General features: G+C 40.4%; 12 protein-coding genes. All 12 read left to right on the forward strand.

Annotation, left to right across the window (positions count from 1 at the left end):
- Positions 1–191: 191 nt before the first annotated feature.
- Positions 192–1,049 (forward strand): WYL domain-containing protein, encoded by an 858-nt coding sequence (locus JF50_RS20190; RefSeq protein WP_039611186.1) that lies wholly within the window; start codon positions 192–194, stop codon positions 1,047–1,049.
- 1 nt (position 1,050) lies between these two features.
- Positions 1,051–1,836: a Wadjet anti-phage system protein JetD domain-containing protein gene (locus JF50_RS20195; RefSeq protein ID WP_039611187.1), complete on the forward strand. Its 786-nt coding sequence runs from the start codon at positions 1,051–1,053 to the stop codon at positions 1,834–1,836.
- Positions 1,829–4,744 carry a hypothetical protein gene (locus tag JF50_RS20200; protein WP_039611188.1) on the forward strand — a complete coding sequence of 972 codons (2,916 nt, stop codon included), beginning with the start codon at positions 1,829–1,831 and terminating at the stop codon, positions 4,742–4,744. Before JF50_RS20195 ends, JF50_RS20200 begins: the two co-directional genes overlap by 8 nt.
- Positions 4,745–6,163: a hypothetical protein gene (locus JF50_RS20205; RefSeq protein ID WP_039611189.1), complete on the forward strand. Its 1,419-nt coding sequence runs from the start codon at positions 4,745–4,747 to the stop codon at positions 6,161–6,163. It abuts the gene before it with no gap.
- Between the two features lie 2 nt (positions 6,164–6,165).
- Positions 6,166–6,759, forward strand: coding sequence for a condensin complex protein MksE (locus tag JF50_RS26390; RefSeq protein WP_052262577.1), 594 nt, complete (start codon positions 6,166–6,168; stop codon positions 6,757–6,759).
- An 897-nt stretch (positions 6,760–7,656) separates the two neighbouring features.
- Positions 7,657–9,864, forward strand: coding sequence for a winged helix-turn-helix domain-containing protein (locus JF50_RS20220; RefSeq protein ID WP_039611191.1), 2,208 nt, complete (start codon positions 7,657–7,659; stop codon positions 9,862–9,864).
- Between the two features lie 629 nt (positions 9,865–10,493).
- Positions 10,494–10,631, forward strand: coding sequence for a hypothetical protein (locus tag JF50_RS27260; protein WP_160290501.1), 138 nt, complete (start codon positions 10,494–10,496; stop codon positions 10,629–10,631).
- Positions 10,632–11,355: 724 nt separating this feature from the next.
- Positions 11,356–12,417 carry a sigma 54-interacting transcriptional regulator gene (locus tag JF50_RS26395; protein ID WP_052262579.1) on the forward strand — a complete coding sequence of 354 codons (1,062 nt, stop codon included), beginning with the start codon at positions 11,356–11,358 and terminating at the stop codon, positions 12,415–12,417.
- Positions 12,418–12,644: 227 nt separating this feature from the next.
- Complete coding sequence (locus JF50_RS20230) at positions 12,645–14,144, forward strand: hypothetical protein (protein WP_039611192.1); 1,500 nt, start codon at positions 12,645–12,647, stop codon at positions 14,142–14,144.
- Positions 14,128–15,792 carry a YcaO-like family protein gene (locus tag JF50_RS20235; protein ID WP_039611193.1) on the forward strand — a complete coding sequence of 555 codons (1,665 nt, stop codon included), beginning with the start codon at positions 14,128–14,130 and terminating at the stop codon, positions 15,790–15,792. The genes JF50_RS20230 and JF50_RS20235 overlap by 17 nt, the downstream gene beginning before the upstream one ends.
- A gap of 3 nt (positions 15,793–15,795) precedes the next feature.
- A complete protein-coding gene (locus JF50_RS20240) occupies positions 15,796–16,605 on the forward strand; it encodes a hypothetical protein (protein ID WP_039611194.1) in 810 nt (269 codons plus the stop codon).
- Entirely contained in the window at positions 16,584–17,000 is a 417-nt protein-coding gene (locus JF50_RS20245; protein ID WP_039611195.1) for a hypothetical protein, read from the forward strand. The genes JF50_RS20240 and JF50_RS20245 overlap by 22 nt, the downstream gene beginning before the upstream one ends.
- Positions 17,001–17,008 lie beyond the last annotated feature (8 nt).

Raw genomic sequence — 17,008 nt, forward strand, 5'->3', positions numbered from 1 at the left:
TTTCCTTCTTACGATATCAATCTATGGATAGTCAGTGAATGTATGTACTTTCATTAAACACAGGCCAGCACTTTATAAAGGTAGCCGTAGACTCGATTAGTATTTTTTTCTAGGCTGAACAAAAAAACAGCTTTACAAGCTTATAAAATAAACAGAGTATTGTATACACTAAAATTGTGTACATCATATAAATGGATACGAAAAGAAAATTAACTAGCCAACAAATCGAAAGGTTCAAAGCCCTAGAGTACATGATCTACTGGGAAGGTGGGACAAATGCCACACGCTTATCCCGTTTCTTCGGTGTGCATGTAAATGTGATCTCAAAAGCTATTCTTTTGTATCGTCAAGCACACCCAGGCAATCTTGTATTCGATGGCAAAGATCCTGAAAAAGTATTCATACCGACTGCTAAGTTTACTCCAAAGTTTACGCGGCCTGCATGGTCTGACTACGTGGACTTTATATTTCATAACGCCAATCAATACGTATCACAGACATATGGTTTATCGGCATTCTCAAAAGGCTTAACTCCTATTCAGTCTCCTAATCCAGAAGTAACAAGGCTGCTATTTAAAGCTATCCGGATGGGAAAAGAAGTGATGATTGATTATCGGAGTCGCACTAATCCTCTTGGACAAAGCCGTCTGATTAAGCCATTCGCAATTGCTAATGATGGTTTGCGCTGGCATTGCCGAGCTTATTGTCATTCTCGGGAATGCTTTGCTGACTTTAACCTAGGCCGAATTATGAGGGTAGAACTTAAAGGAAAGTCCAGCATCAGCTTTCAGCAAGATATTATTTGGTTTACTTTTGTCGACATTGAAATAGGCCCACACCCCGAACTGACTCAAGAAGAACAAAATTTGGTACTCAATGATTTTGGCTATGACAAACCATTTAAAATACGTACTCGCGGAGCTCTGGTTGATTACACTATTCAGTATTACAGAATAGCTAAAGATCCTGAGAAAGTTTCCGGAAAAGCCTTTCCTTTGGTTGTCTTGAATTCAGACGACATCAACGAATATTTTTTCCCTGAGGCATAAAATGAACTTGTATCCTTATTTGAAAGCGATTGAGTCCGGTAGGCCTATAAACGCAACTCGTTTTATAACGCTACTTAATAATGAGCATGTAAATTTTGATTCTCTGGGCGTGGCTGAATTTGTTCGACCGGAACGATATTTTATACGCATTTCCAACTATGGTTTATTTGATAAGTTACTGGCAAAGTATGCTCCCAGTCGCTCACGCATACACGCGGCTAAACAAGGCAACTCTCATCGTCATAGCACACACTCTGCATACCTCACAGCGAAATTTGGTCTAAAAGCTCAAACCCATATTGCCATTGAGTGCTCCCCTGAGAAAGCGCCGGAAGAAATGTCCAATTTTGACCACTTAACGTCGGTTATTCTTATTGAGAACAGTGACTGTTTTACGTTCAGTGAAGACTTCCTTGTTGCTATGGAGCTTGAAGATATTGGCGTGGAATCGCTAATTATTTTTTCTTCAGGTAACGCTATCACTCACAAGCAAACACAGCGGTTTTTATCACAATTTGAAAAAGTGTATTACTGTCCAGACTACGACTTGGCCGGGTTAGAGATATTTGAAACATTACAGAAGCAACTCGGCGACAGAATAATATTCACAATGCCTTCAAACCTTGCCTGTTACCACGGCTATTGCCAGAAACCTGACAAGCAGAAGCAATTTATAAAGGCACTAGATAAGGCACATCATTGGAAATTTGCCGAATTAGCTTCTTTGTTTTCTAAAGGGTTGGGTTTTATTGAGCAAGAAATATTCTTAGGAGAAGAATATGAATAATAGGTTTTCTGTAAATTTAAAGCGAATAATCGCCGTTGATTCTGCTTCTTTTGCTTATGTCGAGGTTCCACTGGATAGCAACCTCGTCCTATTAGCTAAAGGCAACTGGGGGAAAACAAGCATCGTAAATGCTGTGCGCTTTTTCTTGCTTCCTGAGCTTAACCTAAATGATTGTGATAAAAAATTTGCCTTTAAAACTCCCGAGAGCACGACCGAACAAGAGTATTACACTAAGGATGAGGTGAAAAACTATTACTTCCAGTCGGTTCATAGCAAGCTGATCCTAGAGGTGGAGCACAAGCTTATTGGGGGTGGAATACGGCGTCATTGTCAGATTATTTCTGCTGGTAACAACTACAAGCTTAACCGACTTTTTATAGCGTCTCCATTTGAGGATATCGCGCATTTGTTTTGGGACAAATCAAAAGGAACAAGTGGTGGAAGACCAGACTCCCCCCCTGGGGAAAATTTGTTTAGCGCGTTGAAAGAAGTCAACAAAACAACGGCGCTTATTCGCAATACAGATGAGCTCAAAAAACAGCTATATAATATCGATGTTTTGCATCCGGATGAGTGTCCATTTGTAATTTACCCGCTGCATGATTTGTCAAAAAACTCAATTGAGTCTCTGCGTGCGTTGGTCAAGTTACTCTTTAACCAAGACGGAAAATCCCTACAACTAATGACGGCGACGGCCATTGATTCTCAGGAGCAAGGCTCGCAACCTCTGGAAGTAGATGTAAAACAGCTTATTAATGATCACGACAGGCTGGAGAACGAACGGGTTGAGTTGGATCAGCTAAAAGCCAATATTCCTGCTTTTGAAGCATTAACCAAAGAGTTTGAAATTCAAAAAGCACAACAAACACACGAACTGGATTACGCTCAGCTAATGATAAATATTGACGCGTTGAGACAGTATCATGAGCAGAAGCACGGTTTACTTTGTCTGAAAGTGGAGCCGTTAAAATCGGCCTATGAAGAAGCAGATAAAGTGTTAAAGGAGGGCGAAGAGACACTCAAGATAAACCGGCACGATATCGGTAACTGTGAAAGAGAGCTAAAACGGCGTGAGTCAATATTAGAAAAATGCGAACTTATTTGTCAGCCATACCCAGGCCTTTCTACATCTGAAGTACTCGATGCTTTAGAAGAGCACCTTCAAGAAAGGAAGGAAAAGTTAACTCAGTATCAAGATGCCAGCGCACGTCAAATCAGGCTAGAAGAACTGAAGGAGCTGATCCAGCGGGAAACTGGCAACCTCAAAAAGCTAAAAGAACGAGAGGATAACGAGGCCTTGGCAATCAAGGCGCAATTAGCCGAAAACGAAGTCAGAAAATTGTATTCGATCAATCCTCTTTTGGTTAACGCAAACCCAGGGCGCTTGCTTAATGAAGATGAAATACAAACCATTTCAAAATTTCTTCAGCTATTTACATTGAACGCAGCGCATCTTCAATTTTTTGATGAAAATATTGATCTTATTGCTTACGCTGCTGAGCGCTCAATAAGTGAGCAGGTTTCTGACTGTGACGCACAGCTGATTAGCTATATCAGTGAAGAAAAGGAGTTATTACGCCTTAACGATAACTCCACGCTGCATAACGCATCGGAAGTATCTAAAGTAGAAAAAGAGATAATTCTGACTAAATCAGATTTGGACACGCTTAAAAGCTTTGAATTGTCATTTCAACGAAAAAAAGAAGTACAAGAAGAATTAGAAATACTAAATAAAATCAAAGCTTCGAATGAAGTCGAGGAAGAGAGAAACCTTAAGAATTTAGAAAGTTCACAACAAGCATATGAAAAAGCTGAGTCGGAGCGTAAAACAGCTGCTGAGCTATGCTTACAAATTTCACGGTTGAACGACAGAATCAAGAGCGACTGTGTGCGTTTTCCACGAGTACAGCATCTTACTGTATCATTAAAGCCCACAGATTCTCCAGAAAACATTCAGCTTCCGCTTCAGGAAGAGCTTCAAGCCTATGGCCAAAAGCTAGAACGAAGCAAAGACGCAAGAGAAAGCGTTTATACCCAGCTAGTTCAGTTTTGTATAAAAGGGATAATAAAAGATGAACACGGAATTATGGAAAGCAACCGCTCACAAGCCGCCATTAGCAAGAGTTTTGATACACTCTCTATAAAATTCCAAACGCTTGACCAGTCACAAAGCCAACTCGAAAAAGATACGGCCCTACATAACAGCTACTTGCGCAACCGGTTGGAACGATTAGATAAAACAAAGGTCAAAATAGAACAGACAGTTCAGCGCATTAATGAGGAACTGGCTAATGCAACAATTAATGACTTAGAGTCAGTCAAACTTAAAGTTGTGCTCAATGGAGCCTTTGATGACTTAGTACTGAGTTGGCGAGAGTTTGATGATTTGAATGCAGCAGCAACTCTGCCCGCAAGCTGGTATGCCAGACTCCAAGAGTTCTTACATTCCGATGCAGTAAATAGTTTAGACGGCAAATTACGCATGGAAAATATTATTAAACAAGCCAGCTATATGACTAAAAAGCCGGGGGAAATGTGGGATGAAAAAGCACAATCAACCTCAACGCAGATCCTGATAAATATGCACTTCGCAGAAATATTCATCCAGCGGCTATGCGATGATATCAGCGCTATTTCGTTTCCGCTTATCCTGGATGAAGTGGGCACCGTCAGCTCTGAACAAATTCCACCGCTTACAAGAATTCTCAATGAAAAAGGCCATACACTGATTGGTGCGACTACTCATGGAAAAAGTGCGGATCTGATTGATGCATTCGGGCAATACCTTTTCATGGATGAGATGAGTACAGCAGAACCTTATGATCCAAAGCGGGTTAAAACGTGCTTTTCTCCTGAGCAAGAGTTCATCCGTAAGCTCTCAACTCAACTTGCCTTTGAGGGTGCGTAAATGGCAGGCAAAATCACTAATAAACAGTTTAGCACACTGGAGACACTTCAGAGATTGCTGCGTTATCGTGAAGTGATGTTCAAAACCATCGAATTTGCAGACATTAATCATGCTGGTGCTATCCCGGAGACAATATTTTACTCATTTGTAATAGCGTTGAAGGATCAACTTTCTGATGAACAGGCAAATGAAGTGAGTTTAGTATTTGATGTGGATAATCTGTTACAGGCGCGGATCATCAATGACCGCCGCAATGTTGATGGAGTAACGAAGTTATTATTCAATACTAGCGTGTTTGAGGTATTTCGGTTATGCCGAGTAAGTCTGTACCGTCCATTAACAAAAGTATCGTTAAATGCAGCCATGACACCGTTGTGGTCTTTGATGCGACAGGTTAAGCGCGGTAAGCTGAGTACGACACCAGGAACTGATGACTACCTAGAGTGGGTGGACGATTTGATATATAGAGTTAGCGATTTACTGGGAAAGATCCGAGCTAATATTGCGAAGCTTCAAAATGTTGGAGTTGAATTTGAAAAATCCGCCACAGTGGATCCTCAGGGTTATTCCCAGCTAGAAGCAAAGCGTGAATCATACAACATGGCAGCTAAGTTATATCAGAGAGAAATAGATCCATTGAAGGTGTTTCTTGATAAGCATACCCGTTATGAGGAAGGGGATGGTATTTTTCTTACTCTGGAATATTTTCGTTCTTTTTTTCATACGGTAAACGATACGAGTCGCGCATATTTGATGTTGAGCTACGAAGTACAGTACCTGGATCTATTTTCTCCAATTAAGCAAGTCGCTAATCAGGTCAGTATTTACCTGCAAAAAACACAGCAATCATTACACGAGCACAGCGCGATCGATCGTGCATATTCAGTAGTTCTTGCTGCCTTTGAAAATACGCTTGGGGGCGATCTGCGTAACAAATTCATTGATATATCTGATTTAAAGCCCTTGGGTACGTCAGTTCAGTGTCCTGCCCTTGGTAGGATAGCTCCGTTCAGGACAGAAAAATCTCCCTCATTTTTAGAAGTCGCTTTCAATGAATTGGCTACTCGTGTCCAAAGTTATGCCCCTGAAAATATTGAAAAAGTACTTTTATCCGAAAGCATCAGTAAAGAGGCAGCTAAGAAATTGCAGTATTCTCAACGCTTGGCTCGATGGGTTGATAATTTTGACTGGCCGTTAAACAAAGACTTCCTTGCCTTGGCTCATAAAGAGCTAAGCCAGGAATGGCCGGATTTTAAATTGCCAGATCTATTCGAAGTACAGTCTAGACTTATCAACTCACCTAACTATCAGCTGGAGTTGAGAAATGAATATCAAAAGATTATAGATGATGTATACGAACTCCAGTACAGGGTACGTCATCTGGTTTCGTTAAGCAGCCAACAGGCGGAAGTTAATTGAGTATGGATCGTAATACATTTTTAGAAGCTGATGAGAAATTGTCGCAGACCATTTATCGTGCCTTCTACACCGGCAGTGTTATTAATCGAAAGGAATATATGATCTCACAAGCGCAATTTGTGGAGTCCAAGACTTATCTTGAAATTCGCCAGCATGAAGATCATTACAATCAGCTATACCGACACTTGGGGTATGAACTCATTCATGACGAAGAAGGCGAATTTTTTTCAATTAAATCAATAGCTGAAAGAGAAAGCGAAGATACCGTGTTTGATGAAACGTCTTTAAAAATCATTGCGATCTTAACACTCATTAGCCGAATCATGACACAGCGAGGGCAACCGCTAGCTTTTTTAAGCGAGCCTGTACAGGGAATCACAGGTAATGATATTGCAGCGCTGGCAGATGATGAAACAACGATTGCAATTATTAAAACTTTAAAATTAAAAACCCCAATTGATGCACTTGAGTTCATCAAAAAAAGAGGCTTTGCCTTTCGAATTAGTCAAAGCCGATACGTTTTAAGCAAAGGAGCCATGACAATGATAGATACTCTAATTGAGCGAGAGAAAGAGCTGTCCTCTTCAGTAAATTAAGGCAGGCCATCCTTAACGTAGGAATTCCAGACAAGAGTTTTGCTCTTTTCAATTTGGTTGGAGTTACAAAAGTGCGTCAGAGATCGGGTTTATTTGCGTTTAATCTGAGCCGGAGGGACTAGGTGCGTAAGCAGCTACAGTGAGCTGCCTGATAAACACAAAGCAGGCAATATCTGTGCTGTGGGTAATAAATTAAGGTGTTTTTATTCAAATTTGTAGCGATGAAAAAGTAATTTTCAGTATGATACTCTATTACTCAAAATTTTGATGTTTTTTGAGAATACAGAAATCGAGTATGAAACTTTATTTTTTAAAGCTTGGAAAAACTTATAGTATAGCGAGCCTTTTGGGGGTGGTTAGTATGAAACTTTATTGCTAGTCCACAATTAAGGCGCGCAAGCGCCTTTTTTGATCAACAATATTCTAAATATAAACCCACAGTACTGCTATCGTTCTAATTTTATTAGCATATTTCTATTCGTATTATGTCTCTGTGGTGGCGGCTTAATTTGTGGGTGTGATAGTGCGTATTTTCCTCTGGTACTGACCGAAAAGATTTCTGGTCACTGCGATGTGTATTTAATAGTTGATTGATACGAAATTAATTGCTTATTTTTTGGTTTCAACTCGATTAGATTTTAAACTATCGTGCAGAAGTAAAAGTATTCTTAAAAATAAGAATGGTCATTATTTTATTGTTTTTATTAATTTTTTTATTATTAATTACGGTGATTTTTGACTTATACTCTACAAGCGTACAACAATATATTGATAAAGGTTTCACAATAAATTACTATCCTTACTCGTATTGGGTAAATATAGTCACTTTATCGAATGTAATCTTACAGATGCATTTTGATTGTTATGAGTGAGATTACGGACGCATAGCTGAAGTTCATGAATGATAATGGTCTATTAGAAATGGTAAAGGAGGTGCATTTTGGGGTCTGGATACTAGACCTTAAACGTCAGACTATTTTTGATGGTGATGAGACCAGAGAGCTAGAGCCACTTCTTTATAAAACCTTACTTTATTTCATTGAACACAATGATGCGATTGTGACACGCCAAGAGTTAGTTGATAACGTATGGCAGCAATCGTTTGTTGATGATAATGCAATAAATAGGGCGATATTTGAGCTGCGTAAAGCATGTAAGTCTGAACATGATCCAAGTACAGTTATCAAAACGCATTACAGAAAGGGCTACAGCTTAGTTCCAAAAGTCAAGTTGGTAACGTTTGACGCTGTGGAAGCAGAAGAGCAGAGCAAGGGCTTATCGCAAGAGGCGCTCAATATCAGTCCTCCATCATCTGCTTCGCCGAGCCTTACTCTCAATTCGGCATCAGCACCTACACAGAGCGGTGTGGATGACAGGGTGGCACCAAAAACGACAAAACAATTAAACTATATAGGGTTGGTGCTGTCGATCTTTATAGTCGTTGTATTAGCCTTTATTGCGCAGTATTTCCAGAGTACAGAACAAGACACAGAGTATGAGTTTAAAGATGAGCCGTTGGTGTGGAAAATGGGGACTTATGAATACCCGATTGTGTCACATACTAAAGAGTTTGTAGCATACTCATTTAAAGGGTTGCGGGAGGCTGTCAGTAGTATTCATTTAAAAAACTTAAACTCGCACCAAGATATTGTTGTCGTTCAGAGTGATTACGATGCCTATCCAATTGGGTGGAAAGCCAATCAAAATACCTTGTTTTATCAAATCATAAGCGTTGGTGAGAATAGTGTTTGTGAAGTGTGGGAGGTGAGTATCGATGCCAATAATGAACCGAGTAACCACGCTAAACTCTTTGATTGTGACTCATCTTACAAGATGAGTGCAACGGGGTTAGATGATGTTGTGATATATAGTAAATTTGGTTATCGCAACAAAAAAGGTGCCGCTGCCATTGTTGCATGGGAAAAAAACAGCGGTAATGAGTACCAAATCACCTCTCCGATGATTTTATCGTATGGAGACTATTACACGTCTATTTCTGGTGCAGGTGATAAGTTGGCATTTTTACGTTTTCAGCCTTACGGTACACAAATCTTTGTCACCAATGTCGATGGTAGTGAGCAGTATATGGTGGCTGATTTGGACTATCGTGTACGTACCGTGCAATGGATGCCAAGCAGAAACTCTCTTTTTTGGTTTAATCATTTAGATAAAGAGCTTAATTTCTTTGACTTAGATTCGAGTGCGCATAGTAAGTCTTCTCTTAATGTCAGTGCGGAAGTCAGGGAAATGGTACCGTTTAGCGATGGTGAGTTTTTCTATACAAGTGACTGGGCAAACTATGATTTGTTGAGCTTGGATGTTACAACTCAACGTGTTGAAACCGTGTCTAATGTTGAACTACAAGAGCGGATTGTTGCACCGCTTAACATTGCTGACCAATTTATTATGTTGCTTGAGGGGAGCCGTCATTCATTGTGGCGTGTTGAGGGCGACAATCGATACAAGCTGACAGATTTAGATTTTGAAAATACCATTGGGCTGGATGTCTCTGCTGATGGAAAGTCATTATTAGTGACCACCACAAGTCATTTGCATGTATATGATTTAGAAGCGGGTACATGGAAAAATGAGGTGTTTATTAAAGGCAGTATTCAATCTGCTTTTTGGAATGATTCACACAGTATCATTTACACTAAGTCTGTTGTGCATGGTAATAAAAATTACGTCTATGCGTATGACTTTGAAAGTGGCTTCCATAAAGAGCTGTTGCAAGGAACGGTGACACAGGCGAAGTTTATTCAAGAGCATGTGGTGTTATTTACTGACGCTAAAAATCGTTTTTATCTTTATAACACCATTGATAATACAAAAACGCTGTTGTTTGAGCGTCTTGATCTTTCAGACTTAATTTGGTCTAGTGACCAAACCCACCTTTATTTTACAGATAATATTGCGGTGTATAAAAAGCCGCTATCGCAGTCGGGTCAAGAGCAAGTCATTTATGAAATTGATAAAGACTCTGCGATGATAAAATCTCTACAAGTAAATGGCTTTGCGCAAGAACAAAGTGCACAGATTTACATCGGCGTGTTAAAAAATAGCGGTAACCAGTTCGGTAAGTTTATCCCCATTGAGAATGAATAACGGGGTCATTGCGCGGTGCGTCATTGCTGTGCACCACAAAGTCTAATGGTTAACAGGGAGGCGTATCGCCTCGACCACTTTATATCTAACACATTTAAATGCGTGCAATTTAGATTTAATGTGCGTTGCCTATATTGGTTTATCCCAGTCTTGTTATCCATTATCAGTATGCCTGTTTTCTTCAACTAGCTTGTCACAAAACCCTTCTTGATTTATGCCACTTAGAAACTGACGGTTTTAACACTTGATGGTGTTTTTATCTGATGAGGGGAGGCTGCATGTTTGAATATATTGACCAGGTTTTGGTCTTGAGTGCGCTTGGGTGAGTCGTGTGTGTAGCTTGAGTGGCATAGTTGCGATTGACTGAATGCACGAATGATGGAGGTAAATAGGTGCGATAAACAAGGTTTAGAATATGATTTAATTATTATGTGAATTATAAGCTTTAAAATCAATTATTTATGTTTTTTGTTGATGACTATATTAGCTTTAAATAAGCGACAAAAAACTTGGCTTTGATAAAGTAGATTGCATCAAACGTGAGGCAACAAATACAAAACTGTTGCTTTATGATGAACTAAAAAAACTATAACCCGCATGTATATGCAATTGATTGAGAGTCATAGAAAATGAAACTAAAGCTTAATAAAAAAGTAATCAAAATCGTTAATAAAAAAGAGCTTAACAAAGACATGACACGTGAAATTGCCGGTGGTACGAGAGATGCTCGCTTAGCGACAGAAATCACAGATTGTGTATTTAACTGATTTTATAGATTCAAGTCTAAAGCTAGATTAGCGACGGCAAAACCCGTTATTGCGTGTTTTGTATTGGATTTGAGTTCGACTTGACGGCCATGATAGGGCAGGGATGCTTATCATGGCTTTTTTACGTGTGTTTTTCACCTTTCTCCTCAACTTACTTCTTAAAATACATATTTTTCACTCATTCACTGAGTGCTCAATCGGTGCAATGCATACTGATGAGTCATCAAGAATAGGCTGCCAATACAGGGTCTTGTTGATCAATGCAGTGAAAATCCCTAATACAATGATGTTGTTGATATTAAGTCCGCACTTGCCACCAAAAGCCACTCAGTGCAAGGCCTGTTGTTTTGCGCGATGTTTTTAGGTCACACTATTGGGGTTTGCTAATTGATATTGCATCTTATACCAGCAAAAGGCATTGGTGAGAGATGCGCTGCTTGTAGATAAAACAATACCAACCGTATAAATCGGTCGGTGCGATCCCACGTTTCATAAACGCATATATAAATACAGTCTGAGGTGATAATTGTCTTTGCCATTACCTCATTATTTAGATTGATATAATGACGTAATATCGCCATTACCCATTTATTATTTTTGTTGTAAGCTTATGATTTTAATGCTTATGTTTGGTTTTTTGCTAATTTGACCTGCGTTTCTTTTTCGTCATAATGAGTGCCAGAAAATAAAAACAACACACAATAACTGCTTAAAGGACGGAACTATGATGTCTTCTTTTGACATGCATGATGATACCAATCATGAAAACAGTCACTGTACCGCTGTGTTAAGTGACGAGCTCTATAATATGGCAAACGGGTTAGCGCAATATCCTGATATACCAATTTTGATTTTTGGTGAAACGGGCACTGGTAAAGGGGTGTTTGCAGAACATTTACACCAACAACGACGCCTGTTTCTTGGTGAGCACCCTTTTATCTCTGTTAACTGCGCAATGTTAAACTCAGATGTTGCAGATAGCACCATATTTGGTCATAAGAAGGGCGCTTTTACCGGTGCACAAGACTCGTCCATTGGTGCGGTTGGTGAAGCCGATGGTGGCATTTTATTTTTAGATGAAATCCATTGTTTGAGTATGGATACACAGCGTAAATTATTACGACTGCTTGATCGAGGTCGTTACACACGTGTTGGTGAATCTGTAGAGCGTCAAAGTAATTTTCAACTCGTCGTTGCTACAAATCAGAATTTACCTCAGTTGGTAAAACAAAAGCAGTTCCTACTCGATTTACTTATGCGTATCCAAGGTGTTGAAGTGAAGTTATTGCCACTTAGAGAGCGCCGTGATGAATTGCCGTTATTCATCGATAACTTTTTTGAGCAACACAATCTTTATCTTGGTCATAAACAACGGTGTCAACTTATTGAAATTTGTAGCGAGTTGCACTGGCCTGGGAATGTCCGACAGCTTTACAAGTCACTGGAGATCATGAAGTTTAACGCGTTAATTCGTCAAAGCACAGATTACGTAAAACACTTCAATATGGACAGTATAATGAATGACCTAGATGTTGAAGCGACGGACAACGCGCATTTGGGGGGGGATTTACCTAGCTTCTTGCATGAATTGGTGCTTGAGTTAGCCAGAGTCGAAAAAGGTCAAATTGATCTGGAGAGCTTGATCGACAACGTCGAGTCTTCAATTATTAAGTTTGCATTGAGTAAAAATAAATCAATTAATGCTGTGTTAGATAACCTGAATCTAACTCGGGGTAAGCTAGATTTTAAGCGCCGAAAATATAACCTCATGGGTGCACAATACTAATTTTCATTTCCTATCCTTGTTGTTTTTAGGGGCATTAGCCCCTTTTTTTGTGCCTATCGCTTTTTCCTTTATCGTCAATTATGCGTATTCATTGCACAGCAATAACAATCATGCTTGGTGCGTAATAATGAAAGCAATGATTTTTATAAGCTTATGATTTTTAAGTGTTTTTAAGTTGGCATGCTCACTGCTTTAGTTTATGAGACTAAAATTTGGAGTATTCAGACATGAACAAAGTACAAGTTAGACCTGACATATTCGTCAAGTCTGCCGGCGATAAAATGCACATCAATTTTAAAAACAAAAACTTTATCCTGACTTTGGGCAAAGATAAGCACCTTGTTGTATTTAACTTTATAGAATTGTGTGATGGAAGTAGAACATTAGAACAGGCTTTGGAGGGCTTTGAGCAAGCAGATAAAGAATTACTCGAAGGCTTTTATCAATTTTTAGTACAGAACAAAATGGTGTTCAACATTGCTGATGACGTCGCACATGTTGCTGGCACTTCCTTGCTTACTCATGCGGCTCAGTATTTAGATTCTCCGATCGCTGCTGTTGAGTCAGTGACACAGAGCCCGCTGTTGGTTATTGGTAGCGGATACAGCTTATTAGGTGCAATCAAGACGATTGCACAAGCAGGTATACTGAATGTGCAAATTATCAATGCAGATGAGTTGGGCATTTTTACCTTAACAAATGAAACACTGGAGTCCGTGTTTGCGGATCATGCAGCCAGTGAATCACAATCTTGTGAGATATTGCCTTTTAGCGACTTAGCCGACTGTTTATCACATGCACATGTGTTGCAGGTGCACGATAAATTTGACTCAAAGCTATATCAGTTTGTTAAAAATGGCGCTCAAAAATTTGTTGTACAAGCCGTTGGTCACAACGGATGCGCGGTGATCTCGAACAAAGGAATAAATTTACAGCAAAAACGACATCAGCCTGTGACATCAAAAGGAGACCTGTCTTTGCTTGGGGCAACGACTGCCGCAGTTGGCATCGACATGATGTTAGGGATCCACAACACACCTGGTTATCTTTATTACCGCCTAGACATGACAGAGATGGTGGGATCGGCAAAGCAGTTCGATGTGTTGCCATTAGAGGATGCAGAAAATGGTGATGTAGACGTTATCAATGATTTTCAAAAGCTATGTGAAGTACCATTATCACCACTGGTCAATTTTGAGCAGTTAGACCTGTCACAGCAATATTTGAAGGTTTTCCAAGTGACCGTTCAAGTGCGTGGTGGTGCACAATTGCTGATCACTGGGGCAGGCTTTAATGCAAAAGAAGCTGCCGACAATATTTTAAATAAGCTGGCCATTGAACATGAGTTATGGTTCAGCAATGAACGTAACGCTGACAAAATGCGCGAGCAAGTTGCGTTCGCTAAGTCAGTACACAGTGCTGTGCAATCGGTGCCAAGTTACTCGATTGAGTTACCAAAACTGTCGGGCAAAGCGAGCTATACCCATTTTTCTATCATCAGTGAATTCGATGCCGCGGTGCAAGTTAAGCGCAGCAATAATATCGATGGCAAATACCTGTTTACGGTCAGTGTCGGTGGTAACCAAGTTCACTTTAGCAGTGTCACCGAGCATGCATCTGACGCTTTGTGGGAACAAGCATTATTAGAGTTATATTCGCAGTGTTGCGCACATTTTAAAGTGCACTCAAGCGTAGTCATGGAGGTGGCTCATGACTCAGCAGCTTAATTTCCAAGACTTTATCGCTCAACAAGCAAAGGCACTAGGTCTTAACTTGGGTGTCACCAGTGACATGAGTGGCGAGCAACTCAATACCGAGTATGTGTTTATCGTGAATGACGACCTCTTGGTATTGGTGCCAGTATTCTCTCAGTCTGAGCAGGTGTGCAATGTGATTAATATGATCACAGACAATTTCAATGTATACCCTAAATGGAAAAGAAAGTGGCGTGACTCACCCATGCTTAGAGCACAGTGTTTAGCGATTTTATCTGTGGTGAAAGATAAGCCCAAAGCCCATGAATTGTTTTTATATAGCAATGGCGTATTTACGAAAAAGTATTTTTCTAATATCGCAAAAGATGAGCCAAAAGTATTCGCAATGCCAGGTTACCGACTTGGAAATTTGAGTGCCAACGAGATAGAGAACTTATTTGGCCAACACGCTGTCGAGAATCTTAATTACTCTTTCTCTCCAGATCAGTCATCGTACTTTTGCTACAACAATCGATTGAATTTACTGGGTGTGGGTAGAGGTAAAGACATGAGTACGATGCGCCGTGGTGCGATTTATGAGTATATTGAACGTGCTTCAGCGCACTATGATAAAGACGATTCGATCCAAACCTCACATGCACTTGGTCAGTACCCTACTGTTAATCCAGCACAATTATGGGGTGTGGAGCCAGATCGAGAAGCGCAATTTTTCCCAAGTTATGATGATGATAAGCCTTATTCATGGGTAAGTGGGCGTAATGCATTAACTGATGAAGCGGTGTATATACCGTCTGCCATGGTGAACTATTTAAAAGTGATGCCAGAGCAGTTTTTACATAACCCAAACAGTAGCGGGTGCGCCATTGGTAATAGCGCCGACGAGTCTGCTTTTTACAGTGCTTTGGAGATCATTGAGCGCGATGCATTGATGGTGACATGGTATACCAAATCAGCACCATCACGTATCGACCTAAGCAATTGCCGAGAAAAGTCCGTTTTAGAACACTTAAAATGGATTGATATCAAGGGATATGATGTTGAGTGTTATGACATTACCACGGATATAGGCATTCCGTCGGTGTTGTGTTTAATGCTCGGCCGCAGTGAGCACAATATTGCCGCGCTGGTTACGTCTTCAGCACATACCAATCCGCTTGAGGCGTTAGATAGTGCATTGGCCGAGGGTGCTTCTTTGATTGGGATCTGTGAACTTAACTTCTTCAGAAAAGCGATTGATTACGAGACGTTTAAAGCTGGCACTGACTTTCAGGCCACTGAAAATCAATATATGACGTATTGCTACCCGCAAGAGCTACATAAATTTGATTTTATGCGAAATACAGGCAACACCGTTGATGTAGACACGTTCTGTGAGCAGTACGCGGCGGATGTTTCATCTATGGATACGGCCTATGCCTATTTAAAGGCGCAGCTTGTCGATAATGGTTATGACCTTTATGTTGCCGAGTCGACACCTTCTTACATACAGAATCAGGGCTTGTATTTTACTCGCGCGTTTATCCCAGGTGCAATCAATCTTATTTTTGGTGACCACCCGATCCACGTCAATTCGCAGCGTGTGGACAAAGCTGCCAGTAAATTAGCTTGGATAAATGATGCAAGTCATTTGCAGTTCGAAGACCTACAACCGTTGGGGTAGATTATGAAGCATAGAGATAACAACAATATATTGCAAAATGAGTTTGCGTTTCGCTACCTATACCCAAAAGAGGATATTGAGACGCCTTGGCCAATGGATGAGTGGGAGCAGTCAGTCGTTCATCAGGTGCAAACGGGCACACAGGATGAGGTGTGCGCACACTTTGATGGGCTTGTTGATAATCTGCTTTGCAATCAGATAAATGCAGAGAGCCCATTGGATCAATTGTGCTTATTTGTTTATTTATTGTCGACTAACTTGAGTATTACACCCAGCATGGCGTTTATGAGACATCGCACATATCCATCGCCTCGCTCATATTATCCGTTTATCAGCCAATTTTATTATGGTGGCAGTTTATATGAGTTTAGTGAGCGAGAGATGTCGATCGTCCGGATCGGTGAACATGGCGCTGGCTGTGGGGTCATACTCAAACCTCGATTTGATAGCTACAACGAGATATACAACTTATTTAGAAAAAGCTTGTTGTCACTTGAGTTAGGCCACTTAACAAAACAGGCTTATGAACTAGCCAATTTACTGGGGCTCCAGATAGAAAACCGCTCTGCCAGCGCATTATTTACCTTCGCATTGAATGTGGTGAATGAGCCTAAGCTTGAGTTATTGCACAGGTACATGCGTAAGGCGAGAGCGCGTAATTCGGGTGAGTATTCGTGGGTAATTTCCCTAAATATGCAAGTTTGGACTATGACATCGAAGCGCTGTCATTTCACTGGTACAAGGCCATTGCTGAAGTATCAACGCGCTTTGATGATATCTCGGTCGAAGACATGGCTCTGTATGCTTGGATAAACACGCAAGACGGTGAGTCAAAATTATACCGCTTGGCGCACTATCAAATTGAGCTTGTTAAGCAAGGTGATATCGCAGAGCGGTTACAAGAAACGTTTAGCTATAACAACTCGTCTTTTAGCACCTTATCGTCGTGTTTATATATAGCGGTCCCCTATAAATTCTTGGCGCTAAAAGGGGCAGATGCACAGCGAATCGCTCAGTGTCTTGGTTATCTATCACAGTATTTTATTAACTTGTTCTCAGAACAAGGCTTATTTTCGCGCCCATTTAAGAGCTTCAATCAGCGTGAGTTAGACAGTTACCTTAATGCGGGCCAGTACCATGAAATCATCGGTTATGGCTTGATGTCGGCAAAAAACAGAGCGGTAGCGCAGCGCGCATATTTAGTTTAAGTGGAGGT

Source organism: Pseudoalteromonas luteoviolacea (assembly GCF_000814765.1).
Lineage (GTDB): Bacteria > Pseudomonadota > Gammaproteobacteria > Enterobacterales > Alteromonadaceae > Pseudoalteromonas > Pseudoalteromonas luteoviolacea_H.

What these genes read in the sequence shown, in the direction of transcription:
- JF50_RS20220 (WP_039611191.1), top strand. Translation starts at nt 7,657, where the DNA reads ATGAATGATAATGGTCTATTAGAAATGGTAAAGGAGGTGCATTTTGGG.
- JF50_RS26390 (WP_052262577.1), top strand. Translation starts at nt 6,166, where the DNA reads ATGGATCGTAATACATTTTTAGAAGCTGATGAGAAATTGTCGCAGACC.
- JF50_RS26395 (WP_052262579.1), top strand. Translation starts at nt 11,356, where the DNA reads ATGATGTCTTCTTTTGACATGCATGATGATACCAATCATGAAAACAGT.
- JF50_RS20240 (WP_039611194.1), top strand. Translation starts at nt 15,796, where the DNA reads ATGAAGCATAGAGATAACAACAATATATTGCAAAATGAGTTTGCGTTT.
- JF50_RS20230 (WP_039611192.1), top strand. Translation starts at nt 12,645, where the DNA reads ATGAACAAAGTACAAGTTAGACCTGACATATTCGTCAAGTCTGCCGGC.
- JF50_RS20200 (WP_039611188.1), top strand. Translation starts at nt 1,829, where the DNA reads ATGAATAATAGGTTTTCTGTAAATTTAAAGCGAATAATCGCCGTTGAT.
- JF50_RS20245 (WP_039611195.1), top strand. Translation starts at nt 16,584, where the DNA reads ATGGCTCTGTATGCTTGGATAAACACGCAAGACGGTGAGTCAAAATTA.
- JF50_RS20190 (WP_039611186.1), top strand. Translation starts at nt 192, where the DNA reads ATGGATACGAAAAGAAAATTAACTAGCCAACAAATCGAAAGGTTCAAA.
- JF50_RS27260 (WP_160290501.1), top strand. Translation starts at nt 10,494, where the DNA reads ATGAAACTAAAGCTTAATAAAAAAGTAATCAAAATCGTTAATAAAAAA.
- JF50_RS20235 (WP_039611193.1), top strand. Translation starts at nt 14,128, where the DNA reads ATGACTCAGCAGCTTAATTTCCAAGACTTTATCGCTCAACAAGCAAAG.
- JF50_RS20195 (WP_039611187.1), top strand. Translation starts at nt 1,051, where the DNA reads ATGAACTTGTATCCTTATTTGAAAGCGATTGAGTCCGGTAGGCCTATA.
- JF50_RS20205 (WP_039611189.1), top strand. Translation starts at nt 4,745, where the DNA reads ATGGCAGGCAAAATCACTAATAAACAGTTTAGCACACTGGAGACACTT.